The sequence below is a fragment of the Trebonia sp. genome (assembly GCF_049794275.1).
Classification (GTDB): domain Bacteria; phylum Actinomycetota; class Actinomycetes; order Streptosporangiales; family Streptosporangiaceae; genus Trebonia.
The window spans coordinates 1-1,554 of record NZ_JBARCR010001152.1; the positions used below are offsets into that span (position 1 = coordinate 1).

At 72.3% G+C, this 1,554-nt stretch carries 1 protein-coding gene; it reads right to left on the reverse strand.

The window, feature by feature from the left end:
* A partial coding sequence (gene egtA / locus WA805_RS28510) for an ergothioneine biosynthesis glutamate--cysteine ligase EgtA (RefSeq protein ID WP_425243870.1) occupies positions 1-1,105 on the reverse strand: 1,105 nt, incomplete at its 3' end.
* Positions 1,106-1,554 lie beyond the last annotated feature (449 nt).

The window sequence follows — 1,554 nt, forward strand, 5'->3', positions numbered from 1 at the left end:
CGTTTGCCCCGTCGGGGTGCCAGAGCCGCTCGGCTGCGGCCATCGCCGCGTCGGCGGCCTGCGCGTCGGACAGCAGCGCGCTCGCGACCGCGACCGGCACTACCCAGCCGTCGCCCGGCTGCGCGTCGATCATGCGCAGCTCGAAGTGCCCGCGCGGCCGGACCGGCGGGAACAGCGTGGACAGGTGGTAGGTCAGGTCCTCGGTCGTCGGCGCGCGCAGGGCGGCGGATCCGTCGGAGCCGCGCAGCCAGTCGCGCAGCCGCAGTCCCGGCGGCGCGGACCAGTCACCTGGCCCGTCCGAGCGCACGCACATCACCTGCGCGTCAAGCGCATACGCGGCCCACGCGGCAGGCAGGTCGGCGTCCCCGGCCAGCGGCGGAGGCTTGGTGCGGCCGGGGTCCATCCGCGTCCAGACCTGCTGCCGGGCCGACTTCCAGCCGGTCGGCCGGCCCTCGCGCAGCGGCGAGTTCGCGAACGCGGCCACCAGCACCGGCCCGATCGCGTGCAGCAGCTGCCACCGCCAGCGGTAGCCGGTGTGACCGTCGCTGTCGTCACCGGCGTCCAGGGACACCTGGACCGACGCGGTGCCGCACATCATCTGGCGGCCCCACGGGCCGCCCCGGTCGAAGAAGGCCTCCATGGCCGCGTACCGCGGCAGGTCGAGCACGCGGCGCGGCGGGCGGAACGGATCGAGGCCGAACCCCGCGAGCTCGAGGCCCGCGTCGGCGACGGCCGCGCGAAGCGCCGCGAGGTCGGCGGCGGTGGCGCGGACGCATTCTGCGACAGAATCGGCGGGCAGCGAGCTGAGCTCAAGCTGTCCGCCAGGTTCGGTGGTCAGCAGCCCACCGGACGGCATTACGCCGGGGGCCGCGCTTGTCGGCAAAGCCAGGCTGGCCGGGCTGTCCGGGAGCACGGTCCCGGTCCCGGTCTCGGCGCCGAAGGCCGCTACGGCCGCCGCGATCCGGTCCGCCGTCACCGGCAGGGCGGGATCACGCGCGTCGCGGACGAGCCACTCGAGTTCGACGCCGACCAGGCGCGGCGGGCCGGTCTTCAGGCAGATGCCGTGGATGTGTTCGGTCGCCTGCTGTTCAGCGATAACGGTCATGCTGGCACCATAACCGGGGGTACTGACAAAACGGCCAAAAGGATTGGCGCCGGACCGCCCCGCGGGAGCGTCCGGGACACCGCCTGAGACAACGCCCACACCGTCAGCCGCCTTGCGGATAGCGGCTGGCGTGCGAAGATCCCCGTCGGGCTCGTCGTGACTCATTTGTTACAAACCACTATTTCATACCTCGTGCCTAGGCCAGATGCCCACCCGTCATGCCCACCCGTCTACCCGTGTAGTCCCGAATGACACCGCGGCGTTACACCGCGAGCCCGCGAACGACATGGGGCGCGAACGTCACTACGGAACCGGGGCAAATAAGACATAAAACGGGACGATTGCGCCCTAAGTCAGGGGGCGTGCCCCGCGCCCGCGGTAGGCCGGCGTTACGCGCGGACCTCGATGTGCCCAGGCGAGCCCGCCGCTTCCTCGACGCGGCCGACGAC